The sequence below is a fragment of the Rheinheimera fenheensis genome (assembly GCF_039871805.1).
Taxonomy (GTDB): Bacteria; Pseudomonadota; Gammaproteobacteria; order Enterobacterales; family Alteromonadaceae; genus Alishewanella; species Alishewanella fenheensis.
This window is the reverse complement of sequence record NZ_JBDPJM010000009.1, coordinates 91598-110252: the sequence shown is the minus strand read 5'-3', so window position 1 is coordinate 110252 and position 18655 is coordinate 91598. Positions and strand designations below refer to the sequence as shown.

The 18655-nt window shown below is 47.7% G+C and carries 13 protein-coding genes; all 13 read left to right on the top strand.

From position 1 onward, the window contains the following. Nucleotides 1–2: 2 nt before the first annotated feature. The 13 genes from ABGI61_RS13100 (at nt 3) to ABGI61_RS13040 (ending at nt 18602) form a co-directional block, all read left to right on the top strand. Nucleotides 3–1850 carry a protein kinase domain-containing protein gene (locus ABGI61_RS13100; protein WP_347601789.1) on the top strand — a complete coding sequence of 616 codons (1848 nt, stop codon included), beginning with the start codon at nt 3–5 and terminating at the stop codon, nt 1848–1850. Nucleotides 1851–1992: 142 nt separating this feature from the next. After that, nucleotides 1993–2466, top strand: coding sequence for a free L-methionine (R)-S-oxide reductase MsrC (gene msrC, locus ABGI61_RS13095; protein WP_347601787.1), 474 nt, complete (start codon nt 1993–1995; stop codon nt 2464–2466). Continuing rightward, complete coding sequence (locus ABGI61_RS13090) at nt 2463–2771, top strand: hypothetical protein (RefSeq protein WP_347601785.1); 309 nt, start codon at nt 2463–2465, stop codon at nt 2769–2771. Before msrC ends, ABGI61_RS13090 begins: the two co-directional genes overlap by 4 nt. Beyond that, nucleotides 2758–3471, top strand: coding sequence for an RNA chaperone ProQ (gene proQ, locus ABGI61_RS13085; RefSeq protein WP_347601784.1), 714 nt, complete (start codon nt 2758–2760; stop codon nt 3469–3471). The genes ABGI61_RS13090 and proQ overlap by 14 nt, the downstream gene beginning before the upstream one ends. A 17-nt stretch (nt 3472–3488) precedes the next feature. Further along, complete coding sequence (gene prc / locus ABGI61_RS13080; protein ID WP_347601782.1) at nt 3489–5513, top strand: carboxy terminal-processing peptidase; 2025 nt, start codon at nt 3489–3491, stop codon at nt 5511–5513. Nucleotides 5514–5601: 88 nt separating this feature from the next. Continuing rightward, nucleotides 5602–6933 (top strand): sodium-dependent transporter, encoded by a 1332-nt coding sequence (locus ABGI61_RS13075; RefSeq protein ID WP_347601781.1) that lies wholly within the window; start codon nt 5602–5604, stop codon nt 6931–6933. A gap of 76 nt (nt 6934–7009) precedes the next feature. Then, a complete protein-coding gene (nhaC, locus tag ABGI61_RS13070) occupies nt 7010–8479 on the top strand; it encodes a Na+/H+ antiporter NhaC (RefSeq protein WP_347601779.1) in 1470 nt (489 codons plus the stop codon). A gap of 107 nt (nt 8480–8586) precedes the next feature. Further along, nucleotides 8587–11169, top strand: coding sequence for an aminopeptidase N (gene pepN, locus ABGI61_RS13065; RefSeq protein WP_347601777.1), 2583 nt, complete (start codon nt 8587–8589; stop codon nt 11167–11169). Continuing rightward, nucleotides 11169–11390, top strand: coding sequence for a DUF2835 family protein (locus ABGI61_RS13060; RefSeq protein WP_347601775.1), 222 nt, complete (start codon nt 11169–11171; stop codon nt 11388–11390). The genes pepN and ABGI61_RS13060 overlap by 1 nt, the downstream gene beginning before the upstream one ends. A gap of 318 nt (nt 11391–11708) precedes the next feature. Beyond that, entirely contained in the window at nt 11709–13793 is a 2085-nt protein-coding gene (locus ABGI61_RS13055) for a DUF1302 domain-containing protein (protein ID WP_347601773.1), read from the top strand. A gap of 16 nt (nt 13794–13809) precedes the next feature. Then, on the top strand, nt 13810–15171 hold the full coding sequence (locus ABGI61_RS13050) for a DUF1329 domain-containing protein (protein ID WP_347601771.1): 1362 nt from the start codon (nt 13810–13812) through the stop codon (nt 15169–15171). Between the two features lie 79 nt (nt 15172–15250). Then, nucleotides 15251–16285, top strand: coding sequence for a WD40/YVTN/BNR-like repeat-containing protein (locus tag ABGI61_RS13045; RefSeq protein WP_347601769.1), 1035 nt, complete (start codon nt 15251–15253; stop codon nt 16283–16285). A gap of 166 nt (nt 16286–16451) precedes the next feature. Beyond that, a complete protein-coding gene (locus ABGI61_RS13040; protein WP_347601767.1) occupies nt 16452–18602 on the top strand; it encodes an efflux RND transporter permease subunit in 2151 nt (716 codons plus the stop codon). The last annotated feature ends 53 nt before the right edge of the window (nt 18603–18655 follow it).

The following is an 18655-nucleotide window of genomic DNA, read 5'->3' as shown; positions in this document are numbered from 1 at the left end:
TTATGCAATACAAGAATCAGCTGCGTAATTTTTATATTCCTGAAGAGCAGTCGATTTACCTGCTCAATACCAACGATGCCAAAAAACTGAAAGACTGGGTAGCGCTATGTATTTCAGAGCTTGAAAAGCTTGGCTATAAAGATATCGCGCTGATAGGCAAGGGCGCTTATGGGTTTGCCTTCGCCGGGCTGGATGCCAGTGACCAAAGCTGTGTGTTTAAATTCTCCCGTATTAATCTGCCGCAGCATATCCAGGAGCGGCTGGCAGATGAAGCCTATATGTTATCGCAGGTGCAACACCCCAATGTGCCGCGTTACATCACCTATCAGGTGGTAAAAAAGCAGGGTATTTTGATGATGCAGCGTGCCAGCGGCATCGATTTAGAGCAATACAGCCTGCAGCATGGGCGGCTGTCTGCCAGGCTAATTATTGATATTGCCTGTCAGCTGGCAGATGTATTGCTGTTTTTGCGCCGTTATCACAAAGACGGCGAATTACAGCCAATAGTGCATGGCGATATAAAACCGTCCAATCTGGTGTTTGATAGCCAAACAGGCCGTATCAGTCTGATCGATTGGGGCTCGTCGGTCTTTGCTCAGCTGGATGCTCATGGGCAGTATTTATCCAATAATGTCATGCAGTTGATGTCGGCTGATCTGCAAAGCTCGAATGCCCGCATGGGCGACGTGTATTTTATCGGCGCTGAGCAGCGCAGCGGCGCCTTGTCCAGCACACGTTTTGACGAGCAGGGCGTAGCAGGGACCTTGTATGCACTTGCCTCAGGCCAGTCTTGCCGCTTTGGCCGTAAAGCCATACCAGCGCGTAGTTTAGGCTTGCCAGTAGAGTTTGCCACTATGCTTGACAGCATGTTGGCCGATGATCCGCAGCTACGTGCGCAGGCCGGCGACTACTTTTTGCAGCAGATGCCCAGGCTAAAACAACTGGTATTGCCCGATATTGCGTTATTTGACGACACGCCCTTGCTGCCGGTGTGGGTAAGCCCGCAACTGCGTGAGCTGGATACCGTAGTGTATTCGTCACGCAAATCCTTTTTACGTGAGCACAGTGAGGAAGATGGTATTGCTTATGTCGACGATGTGCAGTTGGAGCGCTATTACAAAAACTACTTAGAGGGTATGGGCGAAACCGAAAAAGCCTTTGTGGCCGCAGTAAGTCGCCTGGCGCGTTATCCTGTGGTAGGCGGCCTGGCGATCCACTGGCAAGCCAATGGTGTTTATATTGACAGCAGCCTGAATTTATATGACCACAAACTGTCGCGCTCTTTTGCTTTGTCGGTTAACAATGTGGTGACGCTGGCGCGGGCTATTGCCAAGGTGGGTATTTTTAAAGCCTGTTTGTTTAATGCCCGTAATACCATTCATATTAGCCGTGACTCAACTGACTCGCCCTTTATACCGCCGGCTGATGCGGTGATCCCATATCAGCTGGCACCGGTGTTAAGCACCGAAGATGCCAGCAAACAGCATTCTTATTTTGAAGATGGTAAAGATCCCGATGAGCAGTTAATTCTGCCCGATGCGATTATGGATGATATCGCTAAGTTAAACCTTATTCGCCATACCGGCTGTATTATTTTTGAAGTCACCAGTTTGTATATGAAGATCCACAGTTATTACCGCCTGTTAGACCCGCAGGCTGAACCCGAGTTTGCCCGTTTGCTGCAGTCAATCTTAAGCAAGGTGTCACTGATCAGTGGTGAGGGCGTTGGTGGCTTTATGAAGTTACCGTTTAAAGATACCCGCTTTTTCAGCCACCAGGCTCAGCAAGCACAATGCTTTTATCCTGCGAATCCGCTGAAACTGGTCGGTGCTGTGGCTAAGACTGATTAATCTTTGCGCAATGTTGGCGTTGTCTGGGCTGACAAGGCAATAAATACGCCGCATGGGCTAAAACTTTGCCGTCAGGGAGTTTAATTTCGCAGCTAAAACGAGTAATGTACGGCTTTAGGTTTTAACCAGAAATCCATAATTCATGTCGAGTGAAAAAACTGCGTTGTACCGTTTGCTGCAGCAGCAAGCACAAGCTCTGATTGAGCAGGAAACCGATCTTATTGCCAATATGGCGAATCTTAGTGCACTACTTTTTAATAACCTGCCTGATTTAAATTGGGCTGGTTTTTACATTATGCGCGACGGTGAATTAGTACTAGGGCCATTTCAGGGCCAGGTTGCCTGTGTACGTATTCCGGTAGGCAAGGGCGTATGTGGCACGGCCGTGGCGACAGGCCAGGTACAATTGGTGAAAGATGTGCATGAATTTCCAGGCCACATTGCCTGTGATGCTGCCAGTAATTCGGAAATTGTATTGCCGCTTCGTCATCAGGGCGACATTATTGCCGTACTGGATATTGACAGCCCAAGCCTGGCAAGGTTTGACAGCGAAGATCAGGCTGGATTAGAACAGCTGATTAGCGTTTTTGAGCAGCATCTGGCAAAAACATTATGAAAGACAGTATCTCCATTCACGATTATTTATTCGATGTAGCGGATATCGGTGACTGGGAAGGCGATGAAGAGCTGGTTACCGACAAGGTTAACAGTGTCTATCATGCTGTCTGGCAGTCACTGCCGGATGATATCAGTGTTGACCAGGTAGATTATCTGCTACCGGCGATTTGGGATCAGTTGCGCGGCGGCACTGTGCTGCTGGAAGCTGATGAAGACGAATTAATTGATTGGGCTTTGGCATTTGTACGCCAACAGCTGGACGACGGTATACCGGACGCGGATACCATAGATGAAGAAGAGTGAAGCGTTAATGACCACCCCAACTGAACAAGCTGTTAAAGCAAGCAACGTGAAAGAAGTTCTAGCCTATCTGGTACAGCGCTTTCCGGCCTGCTTTAGCGAAAATGGTACAGCCAAGCCGTTAAAAATAGGCATATTTCAGGACTTAGCCGAGCGGCTGCAAGACGACAGTGTCGTGAGCAAAACCCAATTACGCCAGGCGCTTAGGGTGTACACCTCAAGCTGGCGTTATCTGGAAGCAACGACCGAAGGCGCAGCTCGCATTGATTTAGACGGCAATGCCGGCGATTTGATTGACGCTTCTCAAGCAGAACATGCTGCCAAAACACTGGAAGAAAGTAAGGCTAAAGCAGCTGAAAAGCGTAAGGCTAAAATAGCCGAAGCCAAGGCGACTGCTGCAGCAAAAGCTGGCGTTGCAAAACCTGCTTACAAAAAAAATCCGAACAAAAAAGCCAATAGCCCCTCTAAAGGCACTAAGGTTAACCAGAAAGCTGAACCAGCTGTCGCTGTGCCTGCCCAAGCTACCAAAGCAGTTACGCCGGTAGCACCGGGATCTGTGGTAGTAGGTGCCAAGGTGTTACTTAAGCTGGGCCAAAACCCGATGCCTGCTACCGTGCTGGAGATCAGTAAAGACGATGTGACCGTACAACTGGGTTCTGGTATGGTGATTAAAACCCGTCAGGATAGTTTGTATCAGGCCTGACTAACGCAGAGTAGCTTATGAAAAGATTATCAGTACTTGCCACCGCCGTTATTGCTGTATTTAGCCTGAATTCGGTTGCTACCGAGCAAGCCGCACCTTCGGTGTTGCCGGTAATCAGCCAGGATGTACAGCATGCTACTGCCAGTAAGAGGATTACGGCGTTATTCACCCGTGGCCACTACAACAGCGTGCAGCTTGACGACGAGTTATCATCCAGGATGTTTGATACCTATCTGAAAAACCTGGATTTTTATCGCAATGTATTGATGAAATCTGATGTTGCTACTTTCGAGCAGTATCGTGACCAGTTTGATGATGCGATTAATAAAGGCAATTTAAACTTTGCCTTTGACATGTTTAACTTTACCTTAAAACGTCGCGCAGAACGTTTTGATTATGCGCTGGCGTTATTGGAAAAAGGCTTCGACTTCACAGCAGACGATACTTATGTTTACGACCGTGAAGGTGCCGAATGGCCAGCTAACCAGGCTGAGCTTGACGAGCTGTGGCGCCAGCGGGTGAAGTTTGATGCGTTAAATCTGAAATTGGCAGGGAAAACCCCTGAAGAAACCAAAGAGATCCTGACTAAGCGCTACCGTAATACGCAAAAACGTTTAACTCAGACTGAAAGCGAAGATGTGTTTCAGTTAATCATGAACTCTTTTGCCCGCAGTATTGAAGCGCACACGTCTTATCTTTCACCGCGTAACGCTGACCGTTTCCAACAGGAAATGAACCTGTCGCTGGAAGGCATCGGGGCTGTGCTGCGCGCAGATGAAGACTACACCGTGATTCAAAGCCTGGTACCGGGCGGCCCGGCGGACCTGACGCAAAAATTGAAGCCAAAAGATAAGATTATTGGCGTGGCCCAGGATAAAGCCGAGTTTGTTGATGTTATCGGCTGGCGTCTCGATGATGTTGTTGATCTGATTAAAGGCCCCAAAGGGAGCACAGTCAGGTTGCAAGTGGTTGGCGCCAACGACATTGGTTCCAGTCAGGCACAAGTTATTAGCATAGTGCGCGATAAAATCCGTCTGGAAGACCGTGCCGCTAAGGCCGAAGTATTTAAGCCTCAACTGTCTGAGCTGGATCAGAAAATTGGCGTCATTAGCATTCCTGGCTTTTATAACAATCTGGCCGAAGATGTGAAAAAGCTGTTGGTTGAGCTAAAAGACAGCAAAGTTGACGGTATTATTGTTGATTTACGCGGCAACGGTGGCGGCTCACTGCAGGAGGCCACACTGTTAACCGGTCTGTTTATCGACAGCGGACCTGTGGTGCAAATACGTGAAGGTGATGGCAAAGTATCGGTATCACAGGATAACGATGGCCTGAGCTATTATGACGGCCCGCTGACGGTGATGGTAGACCGCTACAGTGCCTCTGCATCAGAGATTTTTGCCGCGGCCATGCAGGATTATGGCCGCGCCCTGGTCGTGGGTGAGCAAACCTTTGGTAAAGGTACTGTGCAGCAACACCGTGGCTTAGGTCGCATCTATGATATGTTTGACAACCCGCTGGGTAGCGTGCAATACACTATTGCCAAATTTTACCGTATTAACGGTGGCAGCACGCAGCACAAAGGCGTGATACCGGACATTCAGTTTCCGACAGCTATCGATCCTGCCGAGTGGGGCGAGAGTAAAGAAGAGTTTGCGTTACCCTGGGATTCTATCGATGCCGCTCGCTACAGCAGTCTGAATGATATCAGCACTGTGGTGCCGGTTTTGCGCGAAAAGCATCATGCCCGTATCGCGGTCGAGCCGGAGTTTCAGTATTTGCTGAGCGATATTGCAGAGTACAAGCAGCAGATAGATGACAAAACGGTGTCATTAAAAGAAGCTGAGCGTATTGCTGAGCGCGATAAAAACAAAGCGCAGCAGCTGGCGCGAGCCAATGAGCGGCTGAAACGCTTTGGTATGCCGGCAGTGACGTCGTTGGACGATGTACCTGAGAAGCTGGAAAAAATAGATCCGTTTTTAGAAGAAGCCGCCAATATCACGGCTGATTTTAAAATGGTTAGCCGGTTGGCAAAAAAATAGTAAGCAGGGTTTCTCTGACACCAAAAGGCGGTATTATTACCGCCTTTTGTTAATTTGTATTAATACATAATAATTATAAAGGTTAACTATGGCGACACGTGGTGAGTTTTCTTCGCGGCTGGGCTTTATTCTGGCTGCCTCGGGTTCTGCAGTAGGCTTGGGCAATATTTGGGGCTTTCCGGCGCAGGTAGCCAGTAATGGTGGCGCCGCCTTTGTGCTGATGTATCTTATTCTGGCATTTTTATTAGCCTATCCGGTATTGATGGCTGAGTTACTTATTGGCCGGGCAACTAAATCGAATGTCGTGGATGCGCTGGGCCAGGTATCCCGTGGCTTTAGTGGCCGGCTGGTTGGTTTTTGGGGCATTATCACCGTTTCATTGATCCTGGCATTTTATGGCATTGTTGGCGGCTGGATGTTGTCGCACACTCTCGAAGCCTTGGTGAAACTGGCTGGCATGGAGCAACTTGCGCAGTGGTTGGTGGCCTTTTCTACCGAGCGTAATTTGCTGTTTTGCGCCGTGTTTATGCTGTTAACCGTTGGTATTGTCAGTGGTGGTGTAGTCAATGGTATCGAGCGCTGGTCTGTGCGTCTTATGCCTACCTTGTTTGTTATTATGTTACTGCTATTTGGCTATGTTATGACGCAACAAGGCGCTTTAGAGGGATTAAAGGTATACCTGCTACCGGATTTTAGCCAGGCGTTAAATCCTGACTTACTGATAAGCGCTATGGGACAGGCGTTTTTCTCGATGTCGCTGGGTGTAGGCACCATGCTGATCTATGGCTCTTATGTTAGTCATAGCGAGAATTTACCCCGGCTTGGTGCTGCCGTATCTCTGGTGGATATTGGTGTAGCTGTGCTGGCGGGCTTGCTAATTATCCCGGCGATGTACGTGGCTCTGCACAATGGCGTACAAATTTTTGCTGAAGATGGCAAGTTACTGGCCGAAGATACACTGATTTTTACCGTGTTACCGTCGCTATTTTCTGCCATGGGATTTGTCGGTACGCTGGTTGCGTTAGCGTTCTTTCTGTTAATGTCGATAGCGGCGTTAACATCATCAATTTCAATGTTAGAAGTGCCGGTATCTTATGTGGTTGAAAAGCATCAGATGCAACGCATAAAAGCGGTGTGGTTAATTGCTGCTGCTATTTTGGCACTAAGCTGTATTATTATTTTGAATTTCGAGGCACTGTTTGGCTTTGTAATTGCCCTGACGACCCGTTACAGCCAGCCACTGCTGGGCTTAATGCTGTGCCTGTTTGCTGGCTGGGTTTGGCGGCGTAATGAAATTTTACAAGAGTTAAAACTGGGCGATGCGGGTGCCGAGCATAGTCTGTTCTGGCGCATTTGGCCCTGGTACGTTAAATTTGTCTGTCCATTAATCATCGTATTAATGTTCTATCGTTCGTTGTAAGCCGCTCTGAGCTGACAATTATTATTACAATGACATAAAAGGCGCGATGGCGCCTTTTGCTAATCGGAGCTTGTTGATGTCTGAAAAACAACCCAGCTTTTTTGATGCAGCCTTACCACTTTTTGTTTTGATTGCGCTGTTATCGGCTTCTGTTTATTTGTTTGGTGATAACTCATCTTATGGCCCTAATCAGATTGCACTGTTTTTAGCCACTGCGGTGGCGGTGGTTATTGGCCTGAAGAATGGTTACCGTTGGTCGGTAATGGAAAAAGCCATGGTAAAAGGCATTTCATTGTCGCTGGGCGCAGTGTTAATTCTGCTGTCGGTAGGTGCGCTAATCGGCACCTGGATGCTGTCAGGTACAGTGCCAACGTTAATTTATTATGGTTTGCAGGTGTTAAGCCCCAGTTGGTTTTATGCCGCCAGCTGTATACTGTGCGGTATAGTCGCGATGAGTATCGGCAGCTCCTGGACTACAGCCGCTACCATAGGGGTTGCTCTGATTGGCGTGGCGAGTGGCCTGGGGTTATCACCCGCCATTACTGCTGGTGCAATAGTCTCTGGCGCGTATTTTGGCGATAAATTATCACCGCTGAGTGAAACTACCAACCTGGCACCTGCCGTTGCCGGTGCTGAGCTGTTCGACCATATCCGTCATATGCTGTGGACCACAGTACCAAGCTATGCGCTTGCCCTGGTCTTGTTCACTATTATTGGCTTCAATTCTGATGTAACGGCCGATTTAGCCCGTATTGATGAAATTACCCGGGTGCTGGAAGCTAACTTTTCGATTAGTGTGATCTCGTTAGTGCCACTGTTTGTGTTACTTGCGATGGCGGTAAAAAAGGTACCTGCGTTTCCTACTGTGTTTATCGGGGCTTTGCTTGGTGGTATTTGGGCGGTGATATTCCAACAAGATTTGTTAAGCCGTTTAATTGAAAAAGACGTAGCCGCTGCACTGGGCATTACCAAACTTATTTGGCACACACTGCATGCCGGCTTTAGTGTTGATACCGGTAATGCCAGCCTGAATGAGCTGCTTAGCGGTGGCGGTATGGCAAGCATGTTAAATACTATTTGGTTAGTATTTAGTGCCATGATGTTTGGCGCTACCATCGAAAAAATTGGTCTGTTACGTAAGTTTGTCGGTTCTATTTTATACTTCGCCCGCAGTACAGGTTCACTGATCACCAGCACTATCGCCACCTGTTTTGCTACTAATGTACTGACTGCTGACCAATATATGTCGATTGTAATGCCAGGTCGAATGTTCAAAGAAGAGTACGAGCGGCGTAACCTGGCGCCAGTAAACTTATCCCGTACGCTGGAAGATGGTGGCACCATAACCAGCCCGCTGATCCCATGGAACACTTGTGGTGCTTACATGCACAGCGTGTTGCAGGTGAGCCCGTTGGACTATGCTCCCTATGCGTTCTTCAACCTGATAAACCCGGTGTTGGCGATTATTTACGCCTACTGTGGTATTAAAATTTTAAAACTGAGCCCGCCGGAGTCAGTGTTAAAAGAGATGGCCGGCAAGGCTTGAACTGACATATTACGGTAAAACCAAAAGCCTGCATTCGTCAGGCTTTTTTATCACTATAATAATTTAACGTTCGATAATTAAGATCGACAATAACCGCAGGAAATCCCATGTCGCAGTCCAATCAGCGCCGAGTATCAAAGTCCCGTCACGATTATCAAAGCCCGGCTTTTTCTATCGATAGCGTTGACCTGACGTTTGAGTTAGACCCAAAGGCTACCCGGGTGACTGCTATTATGCAGGTTAAACGCTTGCGTGATAATGAGCCGCTGCGGCTTGATGGACAGCAGCTCAAGCTGGTCAGTGTCGCTGTGGATGAGATACCACTTGGCAATACTCAGTATCAATTGGATGATGAGAGTCTGACATTAGCCGTTTTACCTGACGAATGCCGTCTGACTATCGTGACGTTGATAGCACCAGAGCAGAATACTGCACTGGAGGGGTTGTATCTTGCGGGGACGACCTATTGCACCCAGTGCGAAGCAGAGGGGTTTCGTCGGATCAGTTATTTTCTTGATCGACCCGATGTGCTGACACAGTACAGCGTGACGATTATTGCCGATGCTGAGCAGTATCCTCATTTATTATCAAATGGTAACAAAATAGCCGAGCATATTGATCCACAGGGACGGCGGGTGGTGCGCTGGCACGATCCTTTTCCTAAACCCTGTTACTTATTTGCGCTGGTTGCGGGCGACTTTGATATGTTGCAAGACCAGTTCTGCACGCAATCAGGCCGTAATGTCAGTTTGCAGCTGTATGTCGACAAAGGCCAAGGCGACAGAGGGCATTTCGCCTTGGCGGCTTTGAAGCGGGCCATGGCATGGGATGAACAGCGGTTTAATCTTGAATATGATTTAGATGTATATATGGTCGTGGCGGTCGACTTTTTTAATATGGGCGCCATGGAAAACAAAGGCCTGAACGTCTTTAACAGCAAATATGTACTGGCGGATGCGGCGACGGCAACGGATCGTGATTACTTTAATATCGAATCCATTATTGGCCACGAGTACTTTCACAACTGGACCGGCAACAGAGTGACGTGTCGTGACTGGTTTCAGCTGAGCTTAAAAGAAGGACTGACGGTATTTCGCGATCAGGAGTTTAGCGCTGATATGAGCTCGCCGACGCTGTGCCGTATCGATGCGATTAAACTGATTAAAACTGCTCAGTTTGCTGAAGATGCCAGCCCGATGGCGCACCCGATCCGCCCGGAACAGGTGCTGGAGATGAATAATTTTTATACTGTGACAGTGTACGATAAAGGTGCCGAGGTTATTCGCATGCTGCAAACCTTGTTGGGCAAACAGGCTTTTGCCGACGGCCTTGCACTGTATTTGCACCGTCATGACGGCCAGGCTGTTACCTGCGATGACTTTTTACAGGCGATGCAAGATGCCAGTGGCGTTAATTTAACCGCTTTTGCCCGTTGGTACAGTCAATCTGGCACACCAGAGCTTAGCGTCAGCCAGCAGTATGACGCTGACACCAAACGATTACGGCTGGCTTTAAAGCAATATACCCCTGCCACGGCTGACCAGACAGAGAAGCAGCCATTAGTATTGCCGGTAAAAGTTGAACTGTTAATTCCCGGTGAAGCCAGCCAGCAGCATTTATTGACACTCACAGAGTCAGCAGCAGAGTTTATTTTTTCAGACATCCATGCTGAGCCGGTCGTTGTATGGCTGGCGCAATTCTCTGCTCCGGTCAAATTACACGTTAACAGCAGTGATGAAGCCTTATTGTATATCGCAACAAAGGCCAGCGATGGTGTCGCGCGATGGGAGGCGATGCAGCAATACTGGAGCCGCCAGATTGCACAGCTGATTACGGGAGAATCCTTAGCGCCTTTATTGCCAGACACCCTGTTTACTCTGTTATCGCAGTTGTTAGTAGCGCCGGGTAATGATAATGCCCTGAGTGCTGAACTATTAACGCTGCCGGACTTTGATACGCTGGCCGAGCAATATGCCGAAATTCCGGTAGACGTCATTATCACCGCACGAAAACAACTATCAATGCAATTAGCCAAACGCTTAGCACCCGCTTTACAGCACTGCTACCAGAGTTTGGGCTGTGAGCCTTACCAGTATCAGCAAGATGCAGTTGGCCGGCGGCGTTTGCGCGCAGTCTGTTTACATTATCTGTCGCTGCTTGGCAGTGAAGAGCTGATCCGTAGCCATTATCACCAAGCAGATAACATGACTGATACGATCTCGGCGCTGCAAGCGGCGCAGCAAGGCTCTCCAGAGTTGTTTGCAAAGCTACTGCAAAGCTTTACTGAGAAATGGTGTCATGATGCGCTGGCAACTGATAAAGCCTTCTCACTGGCGGCAACCGATCCGACTGAACAGGTATTTAGCAATGTCGAGCACATGCTGCAGCATCCGCTATTTAGCTGGCAAAACCCCAACCGGGTAAGAGGGCTGTTTAGTGCCTTTAGTTTACGTAATGCTGAACAATTTCATCGTGCTGATGGCAGGGGATACAAGCTGCTACAGCAAACAGTAGCAAAACTAGACGCTATTAACCCACAAGTCGCCGCACGCCTGGTAACGCCACTATTAAGTTGGCGTCGCTTTGATGCCCAGCGGCAGTTACTCATGCGTCAAACTTTGCAGCAGTTGGCGCAGTTACCTGCTATTAGTAATGATTTGTACGAAAAGGTCAGCAGAAGCCTTAACTGATGCGCCAGTATTTATTCAGTGCCAGCCTCAGCAGTGAGCAATGCGAGGCTTACTACAAAGGGTTTATAAAGTATGTGGTTGTAACGGCAGATAATGGCGAGCGGATCCAACTGCAGTTTCGTCATTTTCGTCGCTATATCGATGCATTGGGCTTTCGCGGTCGCTTTCGGCTGACGGTAACAGAGCAGGGGGCTTTTGTTGCGTTAGAAAAAATTAATTAGAGTAGATACTTTAAACGATATGTTTAATTTTAAGTTTGCACTTATAGTTAATTTGTCCTTTAATTTCATTAATTTATAAATTAAATGCCAGGCATGGCACAAGTGCGTCAAACCGGTAAATAGCTAAAATGACCGAAACTTAAGCGTTAATTGTAAAAACTGAATACAAATCAACAGATTTACGGCAAGGCAGGCCTTGCCTGCAACATGAAATGATGTAATTATTTTAATTAAGTAAGCTGAGCTCGGATCAGTTGGCTAAGCGTTATAACTAGAAAAAACTGAAAAACCTGCAGGGACAGGGGGGGAGATAACACAATGAATAAAAGGTCAATAACCTTTGCTAAGAAACCCTTAGCGGTAGGTGTTGCGTCTGCACTGTTTGCCTTGTCAATGGCGCCGGTGCAAGCAGCATCGTGGACGGTAGGCGACGTAGATATTACGTTCGACTCAACGTTCTCTTACGGCGGCAGCTGGCGTATGGAAGACCGGGACTGGGATACGATCAGTAAGGTAAACCACCCACGTTTTGACTGGACCGGCTATAACGCTGCTACGAATCCAATCTATGCACCTTCGCAAATCTGGCAACAGCCTGGCGCTTATTCAAGTAACGGTGATGCCGGGAATCTGAATTACGACCGCGGCGATATGTTCAGCAGCCTGTTTAAGGGCCTGCATGAATTGTCTATTACTAAAGACAATATTGGCTTATTTACCCGCTTTATGTATTTCTACGACTTTGCCCTGATGGACAAAGAGGGGGCTTATACCAACCCATTGTCTGGCCAGCGCGTTGACCCTTGTGCCGATGATGATGCCCGTGATTTAACCTGCCGTGACGTCCGACTGCTGGATGCTTATGTGTATGGTAACTTCAGTTTTAATGACGGCATGAATCCTGTCACCATTAAAGTGGGACAGCAGGTATTAAGCTGGGGTGAAAGTACGTTTATTCCACATGGTATTAACTCTACGCCAATTGATGTAGGTGTGCTGCGCTCTCCTGGTGCTGACTTAAAAGAAGCCTATATTCCGGTTGGTATGGCGACATTGAACATTGGTTTGACAGAAAACTTGTCAACCGAGATGTTTTATCAGTACGAGTGGGTAAATAGCTATTTGCCAGTGCCAGGCACTTATTTCTCAACCAACGATTTTGCCGGTGAAGGCGGCTATGCGCAGAATGTTCAATTAGGTTTTGCCGGTAACCCCGATATTGATCTGGCTTATTTACTTGGCAGCTTGAATGCTTTGGCGAATGGAGTGGCATCAGGTGCTTTAGATCCTGCTGTGGCGGCACAGGCCTATTTGGCTTATCCAACCAAGGTGACGTTACGTCCGTTTGGCAGTGCTGGTGAGATTGAGCCTGAAGATGGCGGCCAGTATGGTATCAAGTTTGAGTATTTCTCGCCTGATCTAAATGATACTGAGTTTGCGCTGTACTACATGAATTATCATAGCCGCACTCCGGTAATCTCTGGTATTGCCTCTGATTTCTCACAAGTAGGCGCTGACATTGGTCGCTTGGCGGCTATGGCCGCCAGTGGTGGTGTAACCAAAGAAAACATCACACAATTAGCTGCTTTCTCCAAAGCGTTAATTGAATACCCAGAAGACATCAAACTGTACGGGTTTAGCTTTAATACAACCGTTGGTGATACGTCCGTTGCAGGTGAAATTTCATATCGCCAGGATGAACCACTGCAAATTGATGACGTTGAAATTCTGTATGCGGGTATGCCGGAGCAGCTTGCTAATGCCGGTTTACGTCCAGATTTGGCTGGTATTTCACAAATTGGCCGTGACCCACGTTACGGTGAAAAAGTGCAGCCTGGTGATAAAGCAAATGGTTTTATCCTGGCTGACACCTTACAGGCGCAAATGACGTTTACTCATTTAGTTGGCCCTGCGCTGGGTGCAGATAATGTCAGTTTACTTGCTGAAGTTGGTGGTATCCGTATTCAGGACATGCCTGATCAGTCAGTATTGCGGTTAAATGGTCCTAACACTGACCGAAGCGGTGCTCCGCTGTTGAACAGTTCAGGCGTTGCAATCCCTGGTTTGCACACAGGCTTATCAAATGGTGCTGAGACCAATCCGTTTCCAACCGCATCAGCCTGGGGTTACCGTTTACTGGCAAAAATGGATTACAACAACGTATTTGCCGGCGTAAACTTGTCACAGCGTGCGGTATTCTCCCACGACGTTAATGGTATTACGCCAGATCCATTGTTTATGTTCGTTGAAGATCGAAAATCGCTGGCCTATGCCATCAGCTTTGATTACCTGAGCAAGTGGTCGGGTGAAGTTTCATACAACGTATTCTGGGGTGGTCAAGGCACGACCAATAACGTGGCCGACCGCGATTTTATCTCTTTTAACATCAAGTACTCTATTTAAGGGACGAGCACTAATTATGAAAAAACTCACCCTACTTTCATCAGCCATCGCTCTGGTGCTTAGCTGCTCAGCTATGGCTAAAATTAGCCCTGAGCAAGCAGCCAGGCTGGGTAATGACTTAACCCCTATGGGCGCAGAAAAGGCTGCCAATGCGGATGGTTCAATTCCGGCATGGACTGGTGGTATTACCGAAGCGCCAGCCGGATATACTCCAGGAATGCACCATCCGGACCCGTTTAAAGACGACAAGGTATTAGTCACTATTGATAAGTCAAATCTTGATCAATACAAAGCCTTGTTAAGCCCGGGGCAAGTTAAGCTATTTGAAATTTATCCCGATACTTACAAGATGAATATTTATCAAACACGCCGCACAGCGTCTTACCCGCAATATGTGTATGACGCTACCAAAGCTATTGCGACTAAAGCCGAGCTGATTGAAGGCGGTAACGGTATTGTCAACGCGGCCATTGGTATCCCGTTTCCAATTCCGCAAAATGGTTTAGAAGCAATTTGGAACCATTTACTGCGCTTCCGTGGCGTCGCCGCTAGCCGAAACGGTGGCCAGGCAGCGCCGACAGCGGCAGGGGCTTACACCATTATCGGCTTTGATGAGCAAATCATGTTCAAGTATTCAGAGCCTAATGCGACTGCAGAAGCGCTGACAGCTGAGAACATTCTGTTTCGCTTTAAGCAGGGTGTGACCTCACCAGCGCGTTTAGCCGGTACAGCACTGTTAGTGCATGAAACCATGGATCAGGTGAAAACGCCACGTCAGGCCTGGACATATAACACCGGTCAACGTCGGGTTCGTCGTGCACCTAACGTCGCTTATGATGCACCAGGTACCGCATCAGACGGCTTACGTACCACAGATGATTTCGATATGTTTAACGGCTCTCCAGATCGTTACAATTGGGAGTTAAAAGGCAAGCAAGAACTGTATATTCCATATAACAGTTACAAGCTACACAGTAATGACGTTAAGTATGCTGATTTACTGATGGCCGGTCATATTAATCCTGAGTATGTGCGCTGGGAAAAACACCGTGTTTGGGTAGTCGAGGCAACGCTGAAAGAAAATACCCGCCATGTGTATGGTAAGCGCGTGTTTTATATCGACGAAGACAGTTGGCAAATCCATGTTGCTGACCTTTATGACAACCGAAATGAGCTGTATCGGGTCGCGGTTGCACACGGTCTGAACTATTATGAAGTGCCGACACACTGGAGTACGTTAGAGGTTTATCATGACCTTAACTCGCGCCGCTACATTGCTATCGGTCTGGATAACGAAGATAAGATGTATAACTTCTCTGTTAACCTGACAGATGCAGATTTCACGCCTGCAGCACTGCGTCGTGAAGGCACCCGTTAATTTAATAACGGCATAATGACGGTTGGCCTGGTGCCAACCGTTTTTATTTTAATGATTTTTTAGAGTAATAACTCAGACCATGTATAAAACATTCCTCAGTCTGGTGCTGCTACCCACGCTTGTTTGGTCTAATTCAGTGATCAGCGATGACAATAATATGCAGCCTGAAGCAGCTTATCCTGCAGTTTTGGCCGATAAGGCGCTATTAACAGACATTATCAGTGTGGCTGAGCAGCGTCTGGTTGCCGTCGGTGAACGAGGGCATATTTTGCTGTCGGATGACGCAAAAAATTGGCAACAAGCTCAGGTGCCGGTGCGGGCAAATCTGAATAGTGTGTACTTTATTAACAAGCAGCAAGGCTGGGCAGTGGGGCACGATGCCAGTATTTTAATGACGTCAGATGGTGGCTTAAACTGGTCGCTGCAGCATTATGCGCCGCAAAATGACAAGCCGCTGTTCGATATTTACTTTTTTAATGAACAACAGGGTATCGCCGTTGGTGCTTATGGCCTGTTTTACCGCACCACTGATGGTGGTAACAGCTGGCAGATGGAGTTTCAATCAGAGCTTTTAGCCGAAGAAGATCAGGAATATCTGGCCGAGCTTGAAGAGACAGATCCCGAACTTTATCAGATTGAGCTCAGTGCCATACTGCCGCATTTTAACCGTTTGTATGCCGATGGTAATGTATTGTATCTGGTTGGCGAGGCGGGTTTTGTCGCCAAAAGCCTGGATCAGGGCGAAAATTGGCAGCGTTTAGACGAGTTTTACAATGGCTCACTGTTTGACATTACCCGAAGCAGTGGTATGAGCTTAGTAGCGGTGGGCCTGCGTGGGCATGCCTTTCAAAGTTTAGATCAGGGTGTAAGTTGGTCGCAGTTTGAGTTAGATGAGACTGCCACCTTTAATAGCGTGTTCTCTGATGCTGAAAATAGGTTGTTTATTGTAGGTAATGCCGGTGCGTTATGGCTCAGCCGTGATGATGGCAAAACCTTCAGCAATTTATCGCGTGAAGATGGCAAAGCAGTAGTAAATGGCTTGGTATGGAAGGGCCAATTAGTACTGGTAACTGAGACGGGTTTACAAACGATCCAATTAAGCGAACTAGAATAAAATGACGGTAAATCGAATAGTTAATAAGTTTGAGTACGCTCTGTTTCGCCACCGGGCACTAGTGATCCTGGCATTTTTGGCGGCGACCGTATTTTTATTAGTTAAGGCAACCAGTATCAAGCTTGACGCTGCCTTTACTAAAAATATCCCGTTAAAGCATGAATATATGCAGACCTATCTGCGTCACGCGCAGGATTTCGGTGGTGCTAACAATATTCTTATTTCACTGTGTGATGAAAGTGGCGATATTTTTAACGCTAATTTTTTCGACACCTTGCGCCAGGCGCACGATGAATTACTCTACACCCCTGGAGTAGACCGGGTATTGGTAAAATCATTATTCAGTCCAAGTACCCGTTTTGTCGAAGTAGTAGAAGATGGTTTTGCCGGTGGTCCGGTGATCCCGGCTGATTTTGTTGCCGATGATGCTGGCCTGGCTAAAGTAAAAGAGAATACCGAGAAGGCGGGCATCGTTGGCCGCATGGTTGCCGATGATTACAGCTGTGCGATGATTTCAGCACAACTGTTAGAGGTTGACCCTGACACAGGCGAAAAGTTGGACACAATAGCGTTTGCTGCTGCCCTAGAGCAAAACATCCGCGGCAAATATCAGTCTGACTCAATTAGCGTACACATTATTGGTTTTGCCAAAATGGTTGGTGATGTCGCTGACGGTGCGAAAGGCGTATTGTTATTTTTTGCTATCGCCATTGCCGTAACTACTATCATGGTGTTCTTTTTCTGCCGTTCGGTAATGTTAACGATACTGCCGATCGCTTGCTCACTTATTGCTGTCGTTTGGCAAATGGGTTTGCTGTCCGTTATGGGATTTGGTATTGACCCGATGTCCATTCTGGTACCGTTTTTAGTCTTTGCCATTGGCGTAAGCCATGGTGTGCAAATGATTAACTCAACAGGTAAGCGCGTAGCGGCAGGTATGGATGCGAAAACGGCGGCGCAGGCCAGTTTCCGCAAACTGCTAGTGCCTGGAGGTGTGGCACTGCTGTCAGATACTGTTGGCTTTTTAACACTACTGATTATTGAAATCGGCGTGATTCGTGAACTGGCCATTACCGCCAGTTTGGGCGTGGCAGTCATCATTCTGACTAATCTGATTTTATTACCGGTACTAATGTCGTTTGTTCGTTTTAGTCAGCGTTACAAAGATAAGGTCGCGGCACCTTCACCCACCACAGATAAAATATGGTTTGCCTTGTCGGCGTTTGCTACGCGCAAATATGCTGCCGTTATTTTGCTTATTACCGCAGCGCTTTTTGCACTCGGATATATGCAAAGCCAGCAATTAAAAATTGGTGATTTACATGCTGGTGCGCCAGCGCTGCATGAAGACTCCCGATACAACCAGGACACCTTTTTAATTACTGAACGTTATGCCATATCGGTGGATTACCTCAACGTGATGGTTGAAACCATCCCCAGCGCCTGTACTGAGCACGATATTATGGCTCGGATTGATAACTTCCAGTGGTTGATGGAAAACGTTGAGGGCGTGCAGTCGGCTGTATCATTGGCGTCGGTATCAAAATCTATCAATGCCGCTTTTAACGAGGGTAACGTGAAATGGCGGGTACTGCCGCGCAATACCCAGTCTCTGGTTCAGGCGTCTTCACGCGTTGAAACCAGTACTGGCCTGTTAAATGCCGATTGTTCTGTTATGCCGGTAATCTTGTTCTTACAAGACCATAAGGCTGAAACCATAGAACGGGTTGTCGCAGCAGTGAAAAAGTATGGTGCCGAGCTGGGTGATGAGCAAACCCGCTTTATGCTGGCTTCAGGCCCTGCTGGTGTTATGGCAGCGACTAATGAAGCCGTTTCAGCCGCGCAGCAACCGATGATGTGGTATGTCTATGGTGCAGTCATTATTTTGTGTCTGCTCAGCTTCCGCTCATTACGGGCGACCATTTCAGTTATCGTGCCGCTGTATGTGGTGTCTGTGCTGGCAACAGCATTGATGACCAAGCTGCAAATTGGCCTAACCGTATCAACCTTGCCTGTTATCGCGCTCGGCGTTGGTATCGGTGTCGATTACGGCATTTATATTTTGTCGAATATGACGCAAATGCTGCGCGAAGGTGCGCCCCTGCGCCAGGCCTATTTTGAAGCGTTAAAAGAGCGGGGCAGTGCAGTGTTGTTTACCGGTATTACCCTGGCCATAGGTGTCAGTACCTGGGTGTTCTCTGCACTGAAGTTCCAGGTAGACATGGGTATCTTGTTAACCTTTATGTTCATCGTCAATATGCTGGGGGCTATATTGGTTTTACCGGCACTGGCCGCTTTTTTATGGCGGAAAAATTAAAAATATTTTCTGCATGAATAAACACGAAAATGGCCGAAAGGCCATTTTCTATT

What these genes read in the sequence shown, in the direction of transcription:
- ABGI61_RS13100 (WP_347601789.1), top strand. Translation starts at nt 3, where the DNA reads ATGCAATACAAGAATCAGCTGCGTAATTTTTATATTCCTGAAGAGCAG.
- msrC (WP_347601787.1), top strand. Translation starts at nt 1,993, where the DNA reads ATGTCGAGTGAAAAAACTGCGTTGTACCGTTTGCTGCAGCAGCAAGCA.
- ABGI61_RS13060 (WP_347601775.1), top strand. Translation starts at nt 11,169, where the DNA reads ATGCGCCAGTATTTATTCAGTGCCAGCCTCAGCAGTGAGCAATGCGAG.
- ABGI61_RS13045 (WP_347601769.1), top strand. Translation starts at nt 15,251, where the DNA reads ATGTATAAAACATTCCTCAGTCTGGTGCTGCTACCCACGCTTGTTTGG.
- proQ (WP_347601784.1), top strand. Translation starts at nt 2,758, where the DNA reads ATGAAGAAGAGTGAAGCGTTAATGACCACCCCAACTGAACAAGCTGTT.
- ABGI61_RS13040 (WP_347601767.1), top strand. Translation starts at nt 16,452, where the DNA reads ATGCAGACCTATCTGCGTCACGCGCAGGATTTCGGTGGTGCTAACAAT.
- prc (WP_347601782.1), top strand. Translation starts at nt 3,489, where the DNA reads ATGAAAAGATTATCAGTACTTGCCACCGCCGTTATTGCTGTATTTAGC.
- nhaC (WP_347601779.1), top strand. Translation starts at nt 7,010, where the DNA reads ATGTCTGAAAAACAACCCAGCTTTTTTGATGCAGCCTTACCACTTTTT.
- pepN (WP_347601777.1), top strand. Translation starts at nt 8,587, where the DNA reads ATGTCGCAGTCCAATCAGCGCCGAGTATCAAAGTCCCGTCACGATTAT.
- ABGI61_RS13075 (WP_347601781.1), top strand. Translation starts at nt 5,602, where the DNA reads ATGGCGACACGTGGTGAGTTTTCTTCGCGGCTGGGCTTTATTCTGGCT.
- ABGI61_RS13055 (WP_347601773.1), top strand. Translation starts at nt 11,709, where the DNA reads ATGAATAAAAGGTCAATAACCTTTGCTAAGAAACCCTTAGCGGTAGGT.
- ABGI61_RS13090 (WP_347601785.1), top strand. Translation starts at nt 2,463, where the DNA reads ATGAAAGACAGTATCTCCATTCACGATTATTTATTCGATGTAGCGGAT.
- ABGI61_RS13050 (WP_347601771.1), top strand. Translation starts at nt 13,810, where the DNA reads ATGAAAAAACTCACCCTACTTTCATCAGCCATCGCTCTGGTGCTTAGC.